We start from the raw sequence: 17,470 nt of genomic DNA, 5'->3' as shown, positions 1-17,470 counted from the left end.
CTGCTGACCCTCGGCCTCACCCAACTCGGTGCCACCACCCTCGGCCAGTCCGACCTGTTCACCCAGCGCACCGACTCGGTCGACGGCCAGGCCGCCACGCCAGAGTGGTCTCGCTAGGTCTGGGGTGCCGCGCTCTCCTGCGCCGCCGGCGCCCCCGAGGACGGCTTCTTCGTCGGCTCCGCCGCCGGCTCCTCGTCGGGCTCCTCCGACGCGGCTCCGGTCGGTGCCGGCGTCGAGCCACCCGTCGACCCACCGGTCGGCGCCGCCGTAGGGCTCTCGGACGAGGTGGGCTCGGACGCACCTCCGGTGCTCTCGCCGGTCGGTGTGGGCTGGCCGACCGGCACCGCCGAAACACGCGCTGTCGGGGTCGGTGAGCCGGTCGCGCGGACCGGCAGCCCCGCGGAACCGCGGGTGGCCGGTTCTCCGCCTCCGGCGCCGGGGCCGGGCTCGCGTTGCGAGGGGCCCGTCGGCGACACCGGGGGTGGCGTCGACTGGTGACCGTTCGGGCCCGTCATCATCCCGGTGGGGTCGGCGAGCACCAGGACGGCAGCCGCGGCGGCCATCGATCCGAGAACCACAGCGAGCACCTTCGGCTTAGAACCACCCGGACGCCTCGCCGCGCCCCCGCCGACCGACCGTCGGACCTCGGTGCGTTCGACCGCAGCCCCGACCGGCGCTCCGACAACCGTCCGCACCATCTGCTCGGACTCATCGGCGAGCAGTTCGGCCGCTGTGGCCAGGCCCGCCGCCGTCGGGAAGCGGCGGGTGGGTTCCTTGGCCATCGCTGTGGCGACCAGCCGCTGGACCGCTTCCGGAACGTCCGCGGGCAGCGGCGGCGGTTCCTCCTGGAGATGCCGCAGCGCCACCGCCAGCGCGGTCTCGCCCTCGTGCGGCGGCCGGCCGGCCAGACAGTGGTAGACGACCGCCCCCAGCGCGTAGATGTCGATCGCCGAGGTGATCTCGTTCCTGGTGACCTGCTCGGGGGCCATGTAGAGGGCGGTCCCGACGACCTGGTTCGTGGCGGTCAGGCTCGCCGCCTCCTGGGTCACCGCGACGCCGAAGTCGACGAGGACGACGTGCCCGTCCGGCTCGATGATCAGGTTGCCGGGCTTGACGTCCCGATGCACGACGCCGGCGTCCTGGGCGGCCTGGAGCGCACGGGCGGTCTGCGCGGCGATCGACATCGTCTCAGCGACACCCAGCCGGCCGACTTCGGCGATCCGCTCCGACAGGGGCTGCCCCTGCACACACTCCATGACGATGTACGCGAGGACCGACCCGTCGGACCGGGACACCTCACCGTAGTCGTAGACCTGCGCGACACCCTGGTGACGCAGGGCGGCCATCGCCCGGGCCTCGCGACGGAACCGTTCGCCGAAGCCGGGGTCGGCGACCAGCCGAGGTCGCAGCATCTTGATCGCGACGCAGCGGTCCAGGGTCTCGTCGACCGCCCGCCAGACGTCACCCATTCCACCGCTGGCGATGCTCTCGACCAGACGGTAGCGGTCTCCGATGACTTCCCCCACGATCGCCATGACACCGTCGGTACCCCGGACTTCCCGATCTCAAGCACCGTGACGCCGGCCGGGCTCCGCACGAGCTGGCCCCGCCGCTTTCGACGGGGCCAGCTCGAAACGGTCGGGGGGTGGGTCAGCTGTTCAGCCTGGCCAGCAGGGCGGTGGCCATGCCCTGCTCGCCCCGCGCGTTGGGGTGGAAGGGCGCGGCCGAGTTCTGCGGCACCAGGCCCTCGACCCAGCGGGTGCTGCTGCTCTTGCACGCGTCGCGACCGATCGACGGGGTGTAGACGTCGGCGTAGGTGGCGCCGTTGGCGCTGGCCGCGCTGGCCAGCATCGCGTTCAGCGACTTCTCGATGCCACGCAGGTACGGCACGTCCTGATAGGCGATCGGCACGACCGGCCAGCAGCCGTAACCGCTGTCCGGCAGGATCGCCGGATAGCCGAGCACCACGACCCGTGCGCCCGGTGCGGCCTGCCGGACCGCCTGGAGCACTGCGGTGATCTTCGGCGTGGCGGCGACGATCCGCGCCTGCAACTGGTCGACACCCCCGGCGGTGTACCGGTTCTTGCACGGAGATCCGAGCGGACTGCTGAGGCTCGCCTCCGCGCAGTCACCGATGATGCCGGAGAAGCCGATGTCGTTGCCGCCGATCTGCACCGTCACCAGCGAGGTGTTCGACGTCACCGCGTTGAGCTGCGGTGGCAGTGAGATTCCCAGCGCGCCACTGCCGCCGTAGAGGATGTCGTCAGTGGTGGCCCCGGAGCAGCTCACGTCGGCGAACGACGACGAGCCGGCGGAAGCCGCCACGAGCGCCGGGTAGTTGCGGTTGGACCGCAGGCAGTTGAGGTCGACCTGAGTCGGGATCAGCGGACCTGAGGTGTACGAGTCGCCCAGCGCGACGTAGCGGCCGGTGGGCACAGCGGCGCTGGCGGGGGTGGCGACGGTGAGCAGCACGCCGACGGTGGCGACGGCGAGTGCGGCCAGCCGGCTGGCTGTCCGCAGGCGGGGACGGGTCATGGCGCCTCCCAGGAGGGGGATCACGGGGGTGGTGGTGCCCGAGATCCTTTCGCCGTCGACGTCAACCGTCAATATCGATGAGCCTCACTAAACACTGGTCCGAAGTGTGGAGGGCATCGGTGGCGGTCACTCCAATGGTGCGTACCACCGGGCACCGGTGACCCGGATCCGTCGCGACTGCCGACGGTTCCACTCCACCCGCATGCCGTGTCTGCGGAGCACCGGAAACGCGACCTCGTCGAGCAGTCGTTCCAGGTCGGCCTGGTAACGGGCCTGCCGCTCGGCCTCCGACAGGCTCTCGTAGGCGACCTCGTCGAAGTCGGCCGGGGGATAGACGCCGTAGCCCAGATAGACCTCGCCGTCCGCACTCTCGAGCAGCGACTCGGTGTCCTGCTGGTGGTACCAGAGGAACCCACGCCAGTGCCGGGAGTCGTCCCGCTCGTCGTCGATCTCGGCGCTCGCGCAGGTGCCACAACAGCTGAAGTTCTCCCGGGCCAGCACGCCCAGATCGTTGAGCTCGGCGAAGGCGCGGGTGAGATTGCCACGCACCTCACCCCACTCGCGCTGCTGCTCCCGCCGGACCGCCACCGCCGTCTCGCACGCCGTCCTGAGCTCGTCGTCGGTGGCGCCGCAGCGCTCCTCGTCGTCGTCGAAGAAGTCGACGAACTCGTCCGCGTCGGCCTCGCCCCGCACGACCCAGGCCCACAGCTCGTCCTCGACGGCGGTGCGCCCCGGCTCGGGGATCCGGTCGGTGAGGAACCTGACGCCGGCAGGGCGATCGTTGTACGTCCACTCGGTCACGACGGGATCTTCACATGGGCGTACGACGGCAGCGCTCCGGGAACGGCCGGCGCGGCGGCCGTCCCGGAAACGCGACCTGAGATGCCATGTCACGGACGTCGGTGGACAAGCTGCCTAGTTGCCGCCCGGCACCTGGTCCTTGACCTCGTCGTAGCCGACCGGTGCTGGCGCCGTGCCCAGCGCGTAGATCACGCGGAGGACGCCCGTCGGGAACGCTTCCGAGGCCACCAGTCGCAGGTGGTACGCGGCGTCGCCTTCGTCGAACAGCTTGCGGCCCTTGCGGGCGGCCACCGGGTGCACCAGCAGGCGCAGTTCGTCGACCAGACCGGCGGCGAGGAGCTGCTGAACCACGGAGATCGACCCGGGGACGAGAATTCCCCGGATGCCCGCGTCGGCCTTGAGCGCGGTGACGGCGTCGAGAAGGTCGCCGTCGATCAGCTCCGAGTTTCGCCAGGAGAACTCCAACGGCTGGCGCGAGGCCACTACCTTCCGCATGTCGCCGAGTTGCTTGGCGAACGGCGCGTCCTCGCCACCCGCTGTCTCCCGGCCTGGCCAGGCCCCGGCGAAACTGTCGTACGTCTCGCGGCCGATGAGCAGCACATCGCCGGCGTCGTAGTCCTCGGTGACGGCGCGACCCATGTTCTCGTCGAAGTAGGGGAAGTGCCAGGCCGGGTCGATCTCGGCCACACCGTCGGCCGAGATGAACAGCGTGGAGATGACCTTTGCCATCGTGAGGATCCCTTCGAGTCGGATGATGTCGGCTGGAGCGACCGGCGCATCATCCCAAACCCGTCCGACACCGAGCCGTCCCACCTGCGGATGTCGTAGCGCGTCTTCAGTCGGCCGGGCTCGCGCTGCGGGCGGGCTCGGCGTGACGCCGAGCCCGCCCGTTCCAGGTCAGTCAATCTTGATCAGAACCGGTCAGCGCTGCAGGGTCAGCAGACCCGGCCGGTACGGCAGCAGCCCGTAGTCGCCGCCGGAACTGGGGGAACGACCTTGGTAGAGCAGTTGCAGGTTGCACGGGTTGACCGTCATCGTCTGGTCGGCGTTGGTGCGCAGCAGCTCACCGTGGCTGATGTCGTTGGTCCAGGTGGCACCGCTGTTGACCTTGCCGGCGAACGGGTTGCTCTCGCTGGCGGCCTGCGGCGTCCAGGAACCACCCAGGCTGGTGGCGGTGAACGAGCGGAAGTAGCGGCCCTGCGAGCCGATCGCCTCGACGATCATCAGATAGCGGCTCTGGCCCTGGAGCTTGTACACCTGAACGGCCTCGAAGAGGTTGTTGGTGCTGTCGCTCATGATGGTCGTGTAGTTGGAGCCGAAACTGCCCGGGAAGTTCCCGATCGGCATGCTCGCCCGGTAGATCTTGCCGTTGTCACCGGCGAAGAACAGGTACATGTTCTGGTCGTCGCCGATGACCGCCTGGTCGATCGGGCCGGTGCCGGAACCGGTGATGCTTCCGCTGAACAGCGTCTGCGCCGCCGACCAGCCGTTCGGGTTGGTCGGGTTGGTCGAGGTCCGGTACGAGAACGCCGGCCCGCCCCACTGGTAGGTGAGCACCCAGATGTTCTTCGGCGCGAAGTAGAACAGCGACGGCGCGACTGTCGCGTTGTTCATCGCGTTCTGGCTGGCCGAGGCCATCTGCGAGTAGTTCGTGAAGAGGCCGAAGTTCATCGAGCCCCACCTGGTCCCGGTGTCGTGGGTGGTGGCGTAGACGAGTTGCTGGCCGTTGTAGGGGGCGACGGTGAAGTCCTTGAGCGACACCCAGCCCGACCTCGGGGTCGCGAGTTGGCCGGTGGACGACCAGCGGTACGTCGACGGGAGGTTGCACGTCTCGGTCGGTGGCGGGGTGGTCGGTGGCGGGGTGGTCGGTGGCGGGGTGGTCGGTGGCGGGGTGGTCGGCGGGGGGTCGGTCGGCGGCGGGGTCGTCGTGCCGCCGGTGCAGGCGACACCGTTCAGAGAGAAGCTCGTCGGGGCAGGATTGCTGCCCGTCCAGGACCCGTTGAACCCGAACGACACGGTGCCGCTGGTCGGGATGGAGCCGTTGTAGCTCACGTTCCTCGCCGTCACCGCCGACCCGCTCTGGGTCAGCGTCGTGTTCCAGGCCTGGGTCACCGTCTGCCCGGCGCCGTATGACCAGGTCAACGTCCAACTGCTCACCGGATCACCGAGGTTCGTGATCGCCACGCTGGCGCCGAAGCCGCCCTGCCACTGCGACGACACGGCGTAGTTCACCGAACAACCCTCGGCCGCGGCGCCGGCTGGCAGCGCCGCGACAACTGTCGACGACAGCAGCAGACCGACGCCGGCCGCAACCAGACCTACATTGGCGGCCCTGGATCTGGTCATATAGCACCCTCCTCACGGGATGGCGGCCTAGACATTGGTGGTGGTCGTTGCTCGGTGACCGATTGTGAGCGTTAACAGGCCGCGTCACGTATGTTACGGGAGCGCTCCCATACCCTCAAGCGCATCTATCTCTCCAGGCGGTGCGGCGGCCACCCGGGCGCGGCCCTGTGCACGGCCGTGAGTGACAGTGCTCAGCGACGATCAGCCTGCGCTGGCCCGGAACCCTCGGCGATCGCCACGGGAGTGCCGAGCTCGACGGTGCGGGAGACCGTGCACAACCGGTCATGCGACTGCTGCAACGACCGGGGCAGCGCGGCCCGGGCGGCGTCCCCGTCCGGGCTCTCCGGGAACGTCACAGTGAACTCGACCCGCAGGTTCCGCATCCGGTTGCCGCCGCCCTCGTCCCGGATCTTGTCCCCGGTGACGGCGACGGCGAACTCGGTCGGCTCGGCGCGGCGGCTCGTGATGTGGTCCACGTCCACCGCCGTGCAGCCGCCGATGGCGGCCAGCAGCAACTCCACCGGCGTGAAGCTGTCGTCCTCGCCCGTGCCCAACGACACCGACCCGCCCCGGGAGTTGCGCACGACGTAGTTGCCCAGGCTGGTGCGCTCGATAGCCACCGAGCGGAAGGTGTCCTCAGTCATGACAGAAAACTACCGGCATCCGCGATCACGAGTACATGAGATGCAACGTCATCCCGGCATCGGCGTGCGCCAGGTTGTGGCAGTGGTTGGCCCACCCTCCCGGGTTGTCCGCCCGGAACGCCACCTCCCACACCTCGCCCGGACGCACGTCGAACGAGTCCAGCCACAGCGGGCTTCCGGTCGCCGACTCCCCGTCGCGGGCCAGCACCAGGACGTGGTGGCCGTGCAGGTGCCACGGATGCACGACCTGCGACCGGTTGACGATCGTGAACCGCACGACGTCGCCCCGGCGGACGACCTGCGGTCCGATGTCCGGGTCGGCCGCGCCGTTGACGGTGTGGGCGTATCGGGGCAGCAAGCCGCGCAGGTCGAGGCCGCGATCGAGGACCAGTGTGAACGTCTTGTCGAAGCGGGACCAGGGCACCGCGGCGGTCGCGCCGTAGCCGAGGGGGTCGAGCACCGGCCAGGTGCCGATCACCGTCGACACCGGGCCGGTCGAGTAGACCGCCCGCCCGTCGACGAACAGCGACACCGGCGTCCCCGGCGCGTCGAAGACCAGGTCGTAGCGGCCACCGGCCGGGATCAGCACGGCGATGTCCGCCAGCGGCGTCGCACCCCTCAGGTCGACACCGTCGATCGCGGCCACCCGGAACGCGGTTCCGGCCAGGGCGTACCGGTGCGTCGTGCTGTCGGTGTTGACCAGCCGCATCCGTACCGGCACGCCGGCCTCGACCTGCTCCGTTATCGGCGCGGGCAACGGACGGCCCGCCAGGGTGTGCACCGGCACCGTGACGTCGAGGCCGGTCACCGGCCCCGGTCGCACCACAAGCACACCGTAGAGACCCATCCGCACGCCGACATCGGAGGCCGAGTGCGTGTGGTACCAGTACGTTCCGGCCTGGTCGGCCCGGAACCGGTAGACGAATTCCTGGCCGGGACGCACCGCCGCCTGTGTCACACCGGGCACCCCGTCCTGGTCGTTCGGCACGTCGTACCCGTGCCAGTGCAGTGTGACGCCGCGCCCGATGTCCCGGTTGTGCAGCGTCACCTCCAGGACGTCGCCCACCGTGGCGGTCAACTCCGGTCCGGGCACCTGCCCGTTGAACGCCCAGGCCGCGACGTTCCGGCCGTCCGCCTCCACGATGGCGGTCCCCGCGGTCAGCGTGAACCGACGGGTGGGTTCGTCGGCGATCCGGGCCACGGGAAAGTCATGATCGTGCGGTACGGCGGGCGCGGCGCCCGGGGCGACGGTCAGCCCGGTCCCGGTCAGCAGCGCCGCGACCGCTACCACGAGAGCCACCCGGGACACCGTCCGGGTCGGACGCGCACCCAGCGCACGCCCCGAGACCACCGTCGCCGCCACCACCCCGGCGACCGCGAGAAGTCCCACCCCCGCCGACGCCGGATAGCCGTGCAGGATGGTCACGAGCAGGGCGCTGCTCGTGGCGTACCCGGCGAAGAGCAGCGGGAGCGCGACGGCCCTGATGTCACCCGGGGCCCGCAGTACCCGCGGACCGGCTACGCCCACCGCCGCGAGCGACAGCGGGCCGGCGATCAGGACCTTCTCCGCGGCGAACCACCAGCCGGCGCGGGCGAGGGCGGTGATCGTGACCGCGCGGGCGAGCGTGGCGAGCAGCGCGACGACCGCCAGCCCCAGTGCGAGGGGACGGCGGCGGGCGGCGGACGCGGCACCACCCCCCAACCAGGCGGCGGTCGCGAGGACCGCGATCACGAGGTCGGCGACGAGCAGCGACCCGGTGGTCATACCGGCTCTCCTTCCCGGACGACCAGGCGGGCCTCGCCGCCGGGCACCGGGTCGGCCAGCTTCCGCGCCGCCCGACTGACGCCGACCATGACGTGCACCGCGACGATTCCATTGAGGGCGTGCAACCCACCGATGGTCAGGCCGAGCGGCGTGCTGACCCCGGACGCGTCAGTGGACGCGTCGGCCAGCATGGCGATGAGCGGCTGGAGGACGACGAGGCCGAACGGCAGGAGCGCCAGGCCGATGAGCTTTCCCGGGGCCTTCGCCAGCGCGGCGAACAGGGCGGTCAGCACCGTGAGGATCGGGATGACCGCCATGCCGTTGACGCTGTGCAGGGCGTACGCGTCGTCGCTGGCGGGTCTGGTGAACCCACCCACTGCGGCGAGGACGAACTGCAGGGCGAACGCGAAGAGCGACAGGACGCTGACGATGACGAGTGCCTTGCGCATGGGTTACCTCCTAGCGGTGCGCCGAGGCGAGGGCCTGGGCGACGTGGTCGGTGGCCGCGATCGCCCCGTAGGCGACCAGCCGCACGAGGTCGGCGTCGGCGGGGTGGGAGAGCCGCCAGAGCGCGACGTCGCCCGGGCTGATCGCGCTGGGCGCGAACGCCGCCAGCAACGCGATCCGCGTCGCGATGCGGTCCTTGCCCGGCACGTCCCGGACCAGGTCGACGGCCCAGTCCGCAGGTCGGGCCGGGAACCGTCCGTCCTCCCAGCGCACGGTGGCGGTGACGGTCTGGCGGGCCACGTCGCCCAGCAGGTCCCCGCCCTGGGCGGCGGCGTTCCGCAGCGACGCGTAGGCGACGCCCACCGGGCTGTCCCCCGCCCAGGCAGGGGGTGACGCCGTCAGGTCGGCGTCGAGGAGCGGGAGGCTTCGGCCGGCTTCCTGTGGCTCCCGGGCCGCCCTGGCGTAGAGCCGACCCCCGACCGAGCGCACCAGTGGGGAGCGTTGCAGACCGCCAGGAAGCAGATCGGGGTCGAGCAACGCGGAGACGACCCGGTTGATGAAGTGGAAGGCGAGCAAAGTTCCGGTGATCTCCGGGCGGGACGGGCCGGTCCAGTCGGCGGCGCTGGGGCTGCGGCTCGCCTGCGCCCACTGGACGAGGTGGGCGTACCGCGGCTCGGGGGGCGTCTCCCCCCGGGCGACGGCCTCGGCCAGCTTCGGTGCGCCCAGCGCGTGCAGCAGCAGCACGTGGGCGTCGACGCAGAACTGACAGCGGTTGGCCCGCGACACCGCGACGGCGACGAGTTCACGCTCGACCCGGGACGCGTTCCCGGCGAGCAGCGCCTCCCGCATCAGCGCCCAGGTCGCGGCCAGCACCTCCGGCACTGCCGAGAGCGCCTGGAAGGTCGGCAAGGGGCCGAGGAAGTCCTCGCGCATCTGTTGGTAGACGGCCGCGGTGCGGCCGGTCGCCGCCCTCGTCGGTGTGGGGATGAAGAAGCGGTATGTCATGGGTTCGATGCTCGTGGCGGCCGGCCGGGAAAGCGTCGTGCCGCCGCAGACACTTGCGCCGCAGCTCATACCGCGTCCGTGGTACGCCAGGGCTACCGCGCGCGCGGGATGCTCCACCGACGACAGCCGTTCTACAGTGCGACAATGCGCCGCGACCTCCCGTACGCCCTCGGCGGTCTCGCCCTCGGCGTCCTCCTGCTCGGCAACGCCGTGCTCACCCCGGACGCCGCGGCGGTCGAGGTGCTCGACGTCGCCCTGATCCTGGCCACTGTGGTGGCCCTGGCGGCGTGCCGGCGCCACCCGGTGGTGGCGCTGGGCGTGGTCACCATCGCCATGCTCGCCGTTCACGTCCGGGTGCATCCGGGGGTGTCCGCCGCGTTCCCCGTTCTCTGCGCGGTCTACGTGAGCGCCTGGCAGGGACACCGGTCAGCCGCCGCCGTGGCCAGCCTCGCCTTCCTCGGTAGCTTCCTGGCCCGCGACATCTCGATGGCACCGGCCGGTCGACCAGGCCAACTGGTCGCCGAGCGGACGGCCCTGCTGCTCGGCTGGTTCGTGGCGGCAAACGTCGCCGGGCTCGTCGCACGGCAGCGTCGGGCGTACCTGGAGCAGGTCGAGCAGCGGGCGATCGAGGCCGAGCGCACCCGCGAGGAGGTGGCGCTGCGGCGCGCCGGGGAGGAGCGCCTGCGGATCGCCCGGGACCTGCACGACTCCCTGACCCACAGCATCTCCGTGATCAAGGTGCAGGCGGGGATCGCCGTTCACCTCGCCCGCAAACACGGCGAGGAGCCGTCCGCCACGCTGCTGGCGATTCAGGAGGCCAGCGGCGCCGCGATGCGGGAACTCCGCACGACCCTCGACGTCCTGCGCGCACCCACCGACGGGGATCGGGTCGGGCTGTCCCGGGTGGACGAGCTGGCCGAGCGGACCCGGGCGGTGGGCGTGCCGGTGCAGGTGACCGTCACCGGCCGACGCGGGGACCTGCCCAACGAGGTCGACCAGGCCGGGTACCGGGTCATCCAGGAGGCGCTCACCAACGTGGCCCGCCACGCCGGCCCCGCGACCGCCCACATCCAGGTGGAGTACGCGCCGGCGGAGTTGACCGTCGCGGTCAGCGACGACGGTCAGGCGTCGCCCGCCGAGCCGCTGACCCCGGGCGTGGGCCTGCGCGGCATGCGGGAGCGGGTCAGCGCCCTGGGCGGCACGCTGCGGACCGCCGCACACGACGACCACGGATTCACCGTACGGGCCACCTTCCCGCTGGACGGCCCGCGATGACCGTCCGCCGCTCGGAGGAGCCGGGATGACCCGGGTGCTGCTCGCCGACGACCAGGCGCTGATGCGGGCCGGCTTCCGGGCACTGCTCGATGCCGAGGACCACCTGGAGGTCGTCGGTGAGGCGACCGACGGCACCTCGGCCGTTCACCTGTCGCGGGTGCTGCGCCCGGACGTCGTGCTGATGGACGTGCAGATGCCGGGCCTGGACGGCATCGAGGCCACCCGGCGCATCGCCGCTGATCCGGACCTCGCCGCGGTCCGCGTTCTCATCCTGACCAACTACGGGCTCGACTCCTACGTGTTCGCCGCCCTCCGCGCGGGTGCCAGCGGCTTCCTCCTCAAGGACGCCGACCCCGCCGACCTGCTGCAGGCCGTCGCCGTCGTCGCCCGCGGTGACGCGCTGCTCGCACCGACAGTCACCCGTACGCTGATCAGCGAGTTCGTGGCCGGCCCACCCCCGGCCGCGCCGATGGCCGGACACGACGTGCTGACCGCCCGGGAGCGGGAGATCGTCGGCCTTGTCGCCCGCGGGCTGACCAACGACGAGATCGCCACACTCATGGTGATCAGTCCGCTGACCGCCAAGACACACGTCAACCGGGCGATGACGAAGCTGCACTGCCGCGACCGGGCCCAGCTGGTCGTGTGGGCGTACGAGTCGGGGCTGATCACGCCGCGTCGCCGGTGATGATTGGTCGACCAACCCCCTTGGGAACATGAGGGATGGTCGACGCACTAGCATTGCCGCCGTCCGTGACGGCTCTGCTGAATCGAGGCGACATGCGTTGGCTCCGTCGGTTGCTGGGCGGTAGGCGGGTCCAGCTCGACCCGGGACGCCAGCAGGCGCTGCTGCACGACGTGCAGTCCCGGTACGGCTCGCACGCGCGGATCCGGTTCACCGAGCAGGTCGAGGCGCTCACCGGTTCGCTCGACAGCGACGACGGGCTGGTGGTGGCGACCCGGATCGTGAGTCAGGTCGCCGACGAGGCCCACGTGGACCTTCAGGCCCAGGCCCAGGAGATCCACCGACGGACGGGCCGGCGGCTGCTGGTGCACCGCCGGAACTACCGGCCGTTGTGGAAGGAGGCGGGCCCGGCCCTGCGCTGGCCGCTGTTCGCGTTGCCCTCCGGCTTCCACCCGTACGCGCAGGTCGCCGCCGCCGTCACAGTGGTCGGCGACCGGGCGCGCCGGCTCGACCGGGTGACCGACCCGAACCCGCTGGTGACCCGCGTTTTCGAGGTGCTCGACCTCACCACCTCCGGCTGGGAGTACGGCCGGGTGCGGGTCGACACCGACGCCGCCGCCCTGGCCGATCGACTGATCGTCAGTGCTGGGCAGGTCCTCGCGGCGATGGACGACCCGCCGCGACTACCGCCGGCGGTCCGGGAGCTGATGCGGCGCAACAACACCGTCGCCGTGCACGACCCGGCCGGCCCGCGGGCGGTCGGCGGGATCAACCTGGGTGCGCGGATGCGGGAGGAGTTCCTGGTCTGAGCGCACCACGGCTGGCGACGTGAACCGTCCGGCGTGCGCTCCGGGTCGAGATGCGGTGAACGGTGTACCGCAGGAGCAGTTCATGCCCCTGCGGTACACCGTTCCTGCCGCATCCGCCCGACGGACGTGACCCCCCGAAACCCTTGCCGTCAGCCCCCGATCGCGATGGCGAAGATGTGCATGGTCGGCACGTTCGTCGCGGGTCGGGCGCTGATGTTCGGCAACACGACCGAGGCCACCGCCTTGCTCTGCAACGCGACACCCACGTAGTAGACGCAGGCCGCGGTGGCCTGCCGGCCGTTGTTGGGCCGGTTCTGGTACGCGGACACGATGGCCGCCGTCGCCCCGGACGCCGGGCCGCCGTACCAGTCCGGCGTGCTCAGCGTGAAGGTCTGGCGGGTGCCGTCGGCGTAGACCACGGTGCCGGTCCCGGACACCGCGCCGTAGGTGCCGGTCAGCAGGAAGCCGAGCGTACTGCCGGTGCCGGTCACCCCGATGGACTGGCCCGAGGCGATGGCGTTGTCGGCCGCCCCGGAGCTGACGTTGGGCCAGCGGAAGCTGACGCCGTTGCGGCTGATCGTGCCGCCCGGGCTGGCGCCGGCCTGCGCCAGTGCCTGCGCGGAGAGCGACGCCCCGCCGCCGTCGAAGTTTCCGACGTTCGTGTTGCTGTCGGTGGTGATGCCGACGTTGCTGAAGCTCTGCTCCAGGGTCGGCGTGGTGGCACCGGAACTGGTGACCCGGTAGGTGCGCCCGGCCTGCACCGTGACGTCGATCAGGTCGGACTCGATCCGGGTGGTCCGGGCCGCCGTGCCGTCGGCGGTGTCGACCACTGTGACGGTGCCGGTCAGGATGCGGGAGCGGAGACGGACGGTGCCGGCCCGGTCCGGTCGGACGAGGATCTCGGTGGCCAGACCGCTCGCCCAGGTGATGCCCACCGTGTGCCCGCCCCGGGCGCGCAGGCCGGTCACCCGCCCGCTCGGCCAGGCCGGTGGCAGCGCGGGCAGCACGTGCAGCTCGCCGATGTGGCTCTGCAGCAGCATCTCGGCGATGCCCGCGGTGGCGCCGAAGTTGCCGTCGATCTGGAACGGCGGGTGCAGGTCGAACATGTTCGGCGCGAGTCGGGCGGTGGTGGCGAGGTAGCGGATCAGGTCGTGCGCCCGCTTGCCCTCCTCCATCCGGGCCCAGAAGTTGATTTTCCAGGCCAGCGACCAGCCCGTTCCGTCGTCGCCGCGCAGTGCCAGGGTCCGCCGCGCCGCCTCGAACAGCTGTGGCGTGCCACGCTTGGTGATCTGGTTGCTGGGAGCCAGCCCGTACAGGTGCGAGATGTGCCGGTGGTTGGGCTCGGTCTCCACCCAGTCGTAGAGCCACTCCATGATGTTGCCCCGCGAGCCGACCTTCATGGGCGGGAGCCGGTCCCGGGTGGCGCGCACCTGCGCCCGGAAGGTGCTGTCCACGTCGAGGATCTCGCTCGCCCGGGCGCACGCGTCGAAGAGGTCCCGCAGGATCTGGTTGTCCATCGTCGGGCCGGCGCACACGCTGGCGTTCGAGTGGTGGCTCAGCTCCGGCGAGTTCGACGGATTGGTCACCAGGTATCCGAGGGTCGGCTCGGTCACCAGGGTGTTGAGGAAGAACTGCGCCGCGCCCTTCATCGCCGGATAGTTGGTCCGCAGGAACTCGATGTCGCCGTTGAACAGGTAGTGGTCCCAGATCAACGTGGACAGCCACGCGCCACCGGTCTGCCACATGCCCCAGAACGCGCCGTCCACCACGGCGGTGGCCCGCCACGCGTCGGTGTTGTGGTGGGTGACCCAGCCACTGGCGGCGCCGTACTGCACCTGCGCGGTCCGCGCCCCGGTGACCGCGAGGTCCCTGACCAGGTCGAAGACCGGGTTGTGGCACTCGGCCAGGTTCGTGGTGTTGGCCGGCCAGTAGTTCATCGGCAGGTTGGCGTTGATCGTGTACTTCGAGTCCCAGGAGGGGGCCAGCGAGTCGTTCCAGATGCCCTGCAGGTTGGCCGGCTGGGTCCCCGGCCGCGAGGACGAGATCAGCAGGTAACGGCCGAACTGGAACAGCAGCGCCGAGAACTGCGGGTCGTTGACGCTGTTGTGCTGGGCGATCCGGACGTCGGTCGTCTGGTCGGCAGCGGACGTGCGGCCCAGATCGAGAGTGACCCGCCCGAACAACGCCTGGTAGTCGGCCACGTGCCGGCTGCGCAACTGGTCGTAGCTGCTGGCCCGCGCGGCGGTGAGGCGCTGCCGGGCGATGCCCTGGTAGTCGCCACCGACGTTGCGGTAGTTGACGTAACTGGACCCGATGGAGACCAGCAGTGTCACGCTGTCGGCGTTCGTCACGCGCAGGGTGCCGCCGGAGCTGGACACGCTGCCGCCGCTGACTGTCGCGTTGGCCAGGGCGAGAAAGCGGACCGCGCCGGTGATGCCCTCCATGTTTCCGGACACGCCGTCGAGGCCGATCGTGCTGCTGTCCGGGCTGGACACCGTGGTGCGCTGCGGACTGTCGAAGGTGGCGGTGAAACTGATCGAGCCGGTCCGGTCGGCGGTCAGGCGGATCGCGATGACCTGGTCCGGCGCGCTGGCGAACACCTCCCGCTGGTGACGAACCCCGTTCAGCACGTACGTGGTCGTGACGGTGGCGGTGGTGAGGTCGAGCGTCCGGTTGTGCTGTGCGGCTCCGCTGGCGGAACCGAAGGCCAGCCGGAGGTTGCCGACGGTCTGGTAGGCCAACTGGCCGCCGGGGTTACCCATCATGGTCTGGTTGATCAGATCCTGGGCCTGGGTCCACTGGCTCGCGTTGACCAGCCGGCGGATCTCCGCGAGCGCTCCCGCACCCCTGGTGTTGCTGGGGTCGTGCGGGCTGCCGGCCCAGACGGTGTCCTCGTTGAGTTGAAGCCGCTCGGTGTCGACGTTGCCGAAGACCATGGCGCCGAGCCGGCCGTTGCCGATGGGCAGCGCCCGTAGCCAGTCGGTGCCGGCCCCCTCGTCGTACCAGAGGGCCAGGTCATTAGCGGCCAACACCTGCGGCGGCGCCACCGAGCCCGCCTGCGCCACCGCTGTCCACGGCACCGGCAGGAGAGCACCGCCCGCGCCGGCGGCACCGATCTTGAGGGCTTGCCGTCGGGTCAGGTCTGACATCGATCCTCCAAACGGTGACCAGTCCGGCCACCCCGAAGCGTGACAACTATGGGACTCGACATGGGGATCCGCTTGGTGATGCCAACCGGGACCCTGCCGGAGCAGGCCGACGCCGGGCTTGGGAAGCCAGACATCTGATGTGTTTCGGGAAGGTTACTCCGAGGCCACAGAATAGGCAACGGTCGATCGATGGGCGTACCCGTGCCGCTCTGGCCGGTCAGTAAGACGCCCAGGCGGGTCGCCCGCGGCGGATCGAGGTGACACGCCACGCTGAAACGCCAGATCGGCTGCCACGGCGACCCACCCCGATGGACATACATCAGATGTACGGAGGCAGACAGCCGAATCAGTCGGGTATCAGCACCGACCCACATCGCCGAAACGGCGGCGCAACCCCTCCGGGCCCACGGACGTGGAGTGAGAAATCCACTCGACGCGCCACTCGGAGGAACCATGACCCTGACCGCGCTCCACGCCCTGCTGCCCGTCGCCGCGCTGGCCGGCCTTGCGGCCTGCACCACCACCCCCACCCCCGCCGCCGGTGGGACCACCACGCCACCGGCGAGCGCCACGCCCACCTCGCCCACGACGCCTGCCACCACCGTCAGCGCGTCACCGACCCGCAGCGCGGCCCCCGACACCACCCCGGCAGCCTGTCCGGTGAACGCGGCGACCCTGCAGCGCGTCTCGGGATTGAACAGCGGCACCCACCGGATCGACCCGGACACCATCAAGTGCGCGAGGCAGTGGGCCACCGCCGGTGTGATCGCCGCCGACCCCGGGACGCAGGGCGACGGCGTGCTGCTGTTCACGCACTCGGACGGCCAGTGGCGAAAGCTGGGCGAAGGCAGCGCCCTCGAATGCACCCCGTTCGGCATACCGTCGGAGATCGGCGACCAGGTCGGCTGCCGCGACCACTGACCGTCCGCAATCGGGTTGTTCCCTGCCGGCGCACGGGTGACCATGGGCGGCATGGCGGGAGGGCGGCGGTGAGATCACCTCTTCAAGGCGGTCTACCGCCGAGCGGCGCGGTGGTGGTCGGGGCCGTTGTGGAGATCGCCTGCGACGAGTCGGGATTCTCGGGCACGAATCTGCTGCACTCGACCGCTCCGGTGATCACACACGCGAGCGTCGACCTGGTCGTGGACGAGGCGGTCGCGCTCATCACCGCCCTGCGGTCCGGGTTCCGGTTCGCGCCGCACGAGCTCAAGTCCGGCCGGTTCCTGCGCGGCTCCGGTGCCGCCGAGGCACTGGAGTGGTTCCTGACGGCGCTGGCCGGCCGCGCCCACGTCCATCTCATCGACAAGGAGTTCTTCCTCGTCACCCGCATCGTGGACTTCCTGCTGACCGAGCCGTCGTACGCGGCGGGCACCCGCCTCGCTCGCGAACACCATCCCGCGGCCCTCGCCCTCCACGAGGCCGGACGCCCGACCGGAAACGACTGGGACGCCTTCCTGTCGGCGTTCGTCGATCTGGTGAGGATGAAGCGGCGACTCCCGGTCGACCAGACGGTGCGGCGGTTCTTCCAGGCACGGGACGCGCTGCGGAGACACGGCCTCGGCACGGTGGCCGACGCGGTCCTCGACGGGCTCCGCCCAAACCAGGTGCGGGCCGTGGTGGCGAGGCTCGACGCCGACGACCGCACCGTACCTCCTCCGCTGGAGCCGCTGCTGCCGGCGCTCGCCGAAACGGTCCTGGCCTGGAGCGGCGGCCGGCGGCAGGTGCTGGTGACCCACGACGAGCAGAGCGCCCTGACGGCGGACCGGCTGACCCGCCTACAGCGGGTCCTGACCGTCAACGGCGACGGTTCGACGGGAGGCGTCAGCCGGGCCGGGGCGTTGCCGAACGGGGTGTCCCCGCTGGCCGGCCTCGTGATGGTCGACTCCCGCGACGATCCGCGCGTCCAGGTCGCGGACCTCCTCGCAGGAGTGGCCAGGCGGATGCCCGCCATCATCGGCGACGCGTTCCGTCAGCCGCCGCCCGCTCCCCCCGAGTGACGGGCAGCAGCC

General features: G+C 71.0%; 15 protein-coding genes. 5 read left to right on the top strand and 10 right to left on the bottom strand.

Going from position 1 to position 17,470, the window contains the following annotated elements; all coding sequences use genetic code 11:
• Positions 1 to 113: 113 nt before the first annotated feature.
• The 9 genes from ABZ406_RS23305 to ABZ406_RS23265 all read right to left on the bottom strand — a co-directional run bounded on the left by ABZ406_RS23305 (position 114) and on the right by ABZ406_RS23265 (position 9,543).
• Entirely contained in the window at positions 114 to 1,535 is a 1,422-nt protein-coding gene (locus tag ABZ406_RS23305) for a protein kinase (RefSeq protein WP_357765263.1), read from the bottom strand.
• Between the two features lie 115 nt (positions 1,536 to 1,650).
• On the bottom strand, positions 1,651 to 2,535 hold the full coding sequence (locus ABZ406_RS23300; RefSeq protein WP_357765260.1) for an SGNH/GDSL hydrolase family protein: 885 nt from the start codon (positions 2,533 to 2,535) through the stop codon (positions 1,651 to 1,653).
• A gap of 126 nt (positions 2,536 to 2,661) precedes the next feature.
• Positions 2,662 to 3,336 (bottom strand): hypothetical protein, encoded by a 675-nt coding sequence (locus tag ABZ406_RS23295; RefSeq protein WP_357765257.1) that lies wholly within the window; start codon positions 3,334 to 3,336, stop codon positions 2,662 to 2,664.
• A gap of 114 nt (positions 3,337 to 3,450) precedes the next feature.
• On the bottom strand, positions 3,451 to 4,065 hold the full coding sequence (locus ABZ406_RS23290) for a dihydrofolate reductase family protein (protein ID WP_357765254.1): 615 nt from the start codon (positions 4,063 to 4,065) through the stop codon (positions 3,451 to 3,453).
• 192 nt (positions 4,066 to 4,257) lie between these two features.
• Positions 4,258 to 5,682: a non-reducing end alpha-L-arabinofuranosidase family hydrolase gene (locus tag ABZ406_RS23285; protein ID WP_357765251.1), complete on the bottom strand. Its 1,425-nt coding sequence runs from the start codon at positions 5,680 to 5,682 to the stop codon at positions 4,258 to 4,260.
• Between the two features lie 191 nt (positions 5,683 to 5,873).
• Complete coding sequence (locus ABZ406_RS23280) at positions 5,874 to 6,326, bottom strand: OsmC family protein (RefSeq protein WP_357765248.1); 453 nt, start codon at positions 6,324 to 6,326, stop codon at positions 5,874 to 5,876.
• Between the two features lie 25 nt (positions 6,327 to 6,351).
• Complete coding sequence (locus ABZ406_RS23275; RefSeq protein WP_357765245.1) at positions 6,352 to 8,091, bottom strand: multicopper oxidase family protein; 1,740 nt, start codon at positions 8,089 to 8,091, stop codon at positions 6,352 to 6,354.
• A complete protein-coding gene (locus tag ABZ406_RS23270; protein ID WP_357765242.1) occupies positions 8,088 to 8,540 on the bottom strand; it encodes a DUF6220 domain-containing protein in 453 nt (150 codons plus the stop codon). The genes ABZ406_RS23275 and ABZ406_RS23270 overlap by 4 nt, the downstream gene beginning before the upstream one ends.
• Positions 8,541 to 8,550: 10 nt before the next feature.
• The gene (locus ABZ406_RS23265; RefSeq protein WP_357765239.1) at positions 8,551 to 9,543 is read right to left on the bottom strand and encodes a carboxymuconolactone decarboxylase family protein; all 993 of its coding nucleotides are present in this window, start codon (positions 9,541 to 9,543) and stop codon (positions 8,551 to 8,553) included.
• Positions 9,544 to 9,687: 144 nt separating this feature from the next.
• Between ABZ406_RS23265 and ABZ406_RS23260 the strand changes: the two genes are divergently transcribed.
• The 3 genes from ABZ406_RS23260 (at position 9,688) to ABZ406_RS23250 (ending at position 12,312) form a co-directional block, all read left to right on the top strand.
• Complete coding sequence (locus ABZ406_RS23260) at positions 9,688 to 10,818, top strand: sensor histidine kinase (protein ID WP_357765236.1); 1,131 nt, start codon at positions 9,688 to 9,690, stop codon at positions 10,816 to 10,818.
• A 25-nt stretch (positions 10,819 to 10,843) separates the two neighbouring features.
• Positions 10,844 to 11,506, top strand: coding sequence for a response regulator transcription factor (locus ABZ406_RS23255; RefSeq protein WP_357765234.1), 663 nt, complete (start codon positions 10,844 to 10,846; stop codon positions 11,504 to 11,506).
• A 92-nt stretch (positions 11,507 to 11,598) separates the two neighbouring features.
• Positions 11,599 to 12,312: a hypothetical protein gene (locus tag ABZ406_RS23250; protein WP_357765231.1), complete on the top strand. Its 714-nt coding sequence runs from the start codon at positions 11,599 to 11,601 to the stop codon at positions 12,310 to 12,312.
• A gap of 149 nt (positions 12,313 to 12,461) precedes the next feature.
• Here ABZ406_RS23250 and ABZ406_RS23245 read toward each other — a convergent pair whose 3' ends face one another.
• Positions 12,462 to 15,461, bottom strand: coding sequence for a glycoside hydrolase family 95 protein (locus tag ABZ406_RS23245; protein ID WP_357765228.1), 3,000 nt, complete (start codon positions 15,459 to 15,461; stop codon positions 12,462 to 12,464).
• Positions 15,462 to 15,914: 453 nt separating this feature from the next.
• On the opposite strand from ABZ406_RS23245, the gene ABZ406_RS23240 reads away from it, so the two are divergent.
• The gene (locus ABZ406_RS23240) at positions 15,915 to 16,382 is read left to right on the top strand and encodes a hypothetical protein (protein WP_357765224.1); all 468 of its coding nucleotides are present in this window, start codon (positions 15,915 to 15,917) and stop codon (positions 16,380 to 16,382) included.
• 68 nt (positions 16,383 to 16,450) lie between these two features.
• Positions 16,451 to 17,458, top strand: coding sequence for a hypothetical protein (locus ABZ406_RS23235; protein ID WP_357765221.1), 1,008 nt, complete (start codon positions 16,451 to 16,453; stop codon positions 17,456 to 17,458).
• The last annotated feature ends 12 nt before the right edge of the window (positions 17,459 to 17,470 follow it).

Source organism: Micromonospora sp. NPDC005710 (assembly GCF_040630995.1).
GTDB lineage: Bacteria > Actinomycetota > Actinomycetes > Mycobacteriales > Micromonosporaceae > Micromonospora.
Note: the sequence above shows the minus strand (reverse complement) of the source record. Positions and strands in the feature narration are given on the sequence as shown.

What these genes read in the sequence shown, in the direction of transcription:
- ABZ406_RS23305 (WP_357765263.1), bottom strand. Translation starts at nt 1,535, where the DNA reads ATGGCGATCGTGGGGGAAGTCATCGGAGACCGCTACCGTCTGGTCGAG.
- ABZ406_RS23300 (WP_357765260.1), bottom strand. Translation starts at nt 2,535, where the DNA reads ATGACCCGTCCCCGCCTGCGGACAGCCAGCCGGCTGGCCGCACTCGCC.
- ABZ406_RS23290 (WP_357765254.1), bottom strand. Translation starts at nt 4,065, where the DNA reads ATGGCAAAGGTCATCTCCACGCTGTTCATCTCGGCCGACGGTGTGGCC.
- ABZ406_RS23285 (WP_357765251.1), bottom strand. Translation starts at nt 5,682, where the DNA reads ATGACCAGATCCAGGGCCGCCAATGTAGGTCTGGTTGCGGCCGGCGTC.
- ABZ406_RS23280 (WP_357765248.1), bottom strand. Translation starts at nt 6,326, where the DNA reads ATGACTGAGGACACCTTCCGCTCGGTGGCTATCGAGCGCACCAGCCTG.
- ABZ406_RS23275 (WP_357765245.1), bottom strand. Translation starts at nt 8,091, where the DNA reads ATGACCACCGGGTCGCTGCTCGTCGCCGACCTCGTGATCGCGGTCCTC.
- ABZ406_RS23270 (WP_357765242.1), bottom strand. Translation starts at nt 8,540, where the DNA reads ATGCGCAAGGCACTCGTCATCGTCAGCGTCCTGTCGCTCTTCGCGTTC.
- ABZ406_RS23265 (WP_357765239.1), bottom strand. Translation starts at nt 9,543, where the DNA reads ATGACATACCGCTTCTTCATCCCCACACCGACGAGGGCGGCGACCGGC.
- ABZ406_RS23260 (WP_357765236.1), top strand. Translation starts at nt 9,688, where the DNA reads ATGCGCCGCGACCTCCCGTACGCCCTCGGCGGTCTCGCCCTCGGCGTC.
- ABZ406_RS23255 (WP_357765234.1), top strand. Translation starts at nt 10,844, where the DNA reads ATGACCCGGGTGCTGCTCGCCGACGACCAGGCGCTGATGCGGGCCGGC.
- ABZ406_RS23250 (WP_357765231.1), top strand. Translation starts at nt 11,599, where the DNA reads ATGCGTTGGCTCCGTCGGTTGCTGGGCGGTAGGCGGGTCCAGCTCGAC.
- ABZ406_RS23245 (WP_357765228.1), bottom strand. Translation starts at nt 15,461, where the DNA reads ATGTCAGACCTGACCCGACGGCAAGCCCTCAAGATCGGTGCCGCCGGC.
- ABZ406_RS23240 (WP_357765224.1), top strand. Translation starts at nt 15,915, where the DNA reads ATGACCCTGACCGCGCTCCACGCCCTGCTGCCCGTCGCCGCGCTGGCC.